The sequence below is a fragment of the Endozoicomonas sp. SESOKO3 genome, assembly GCF_024606255.1.
Genome location: NZ_JAHHPR010000165.1, coordinates 1 through 1,092 on the forward strand (window position 1 = coordinate 1; position 1,092 = coordinate 1,092).

Here is a 1,092-nt window from a genome sequence, read left to right on the forward strand (position 1 = left end):
CATTGACCTGAATCACCAAAGGTGATTCCAGATCATTGATCCAATGACTGGCCTGGGTTTGTTGCTGATACGTGATGGTCTTAAAAGCGGCCTGATCTCTCACTGAAAGCTCATGGTTTTCTGCCAATCCCAGGGCTTTCGGCTGCTGTTTTGAATGAGCCACCTGTAGTCGGGGTTCCAGGTCTGTGGTCTCACGAATTGCCTTTAGCGAGCCCAGTAAATAAAACCAGAGCGCCTCGGTAAGGGGTGACGTTATGGTGACCACACCCCCCGCCCGAACTTGTTCCAAGAGATTGATGTTGGGGACTGCACAGCCTTCCGGGGCAATGGCAATCGGGTTCAGCCATCCCGAAATATTACTTTGGTTAATGATGATCGGGGGGGCAGACGGGTGTTTTTTGTCGTCTTTTTTGTAAAGAGAGCAGGACAGGCTTTGGAACAGTGAATGAAGCTCGTCCTTTTCCACTGGCACTTGATAAAATTGAACATCGTCTGGTAACTGACAAATCTTCCCATTGCTCTCAAAGCGCTTTTGCGCCAGCATCTGCCGAATCGTCTGTTCAAAGGTCAGGTCCTGCCAGTTGGCTCCTTTCAGAATCACACGTTGTCCGGCCTTTAATGACTCAAGCCTGCCGGGAATGTGCCGGATTCGCCCCTGTTTATCCAATCCGGGGCCGCCCAGCAGTAAGTGTCGCCAATTACTGTGCAAGTGACAGTTAATAATAATGTCATTGTCGTCTATTTTTTTTTCCACTGAACTTTCGAAGCCGGGAAATTCAGCCAATACCCCTGGAACCTTGTTGATTTCATTCGCCCGGTCATTGCCGGTCTGCGGGTGGAACTGCCAGGTATTTCCCGGTCGATTAATTCGCCGCCAGAAATCAGCACCTGGTGCACCGTCGGCCTGGCCAACCGATGTCAACTGTGCAAGGTTTGCCAGAACCAGCAGAGCAACATGCTCTCCCAGGGGGCGTTTCATCTGACTGACTTTGTCGTAGAGACAGGGGGTATCCGGGTCCAGTAAATCGTTAAATTTCGGCAGCTCCTCACTGGTGAGCTTGCGGATATCCATCACCAGGGTGAGTGGCTGTG

General features: G+C 51.1%; 1 protein-coding gene. It reads right to left on the bottom strand.

What is annotated here, in order from left to right; genetic code table 11:
* The coding region (locus KDK18_RS02855) for a hypothetical protein (protein ID WP_257253063.1) at positions 1 to 1,072 on the bottom strand (1,072 nt) is incomplete at its 3' end.
* Positions 1,073 to 1,092: the final 20 nt, after the last annotated feature.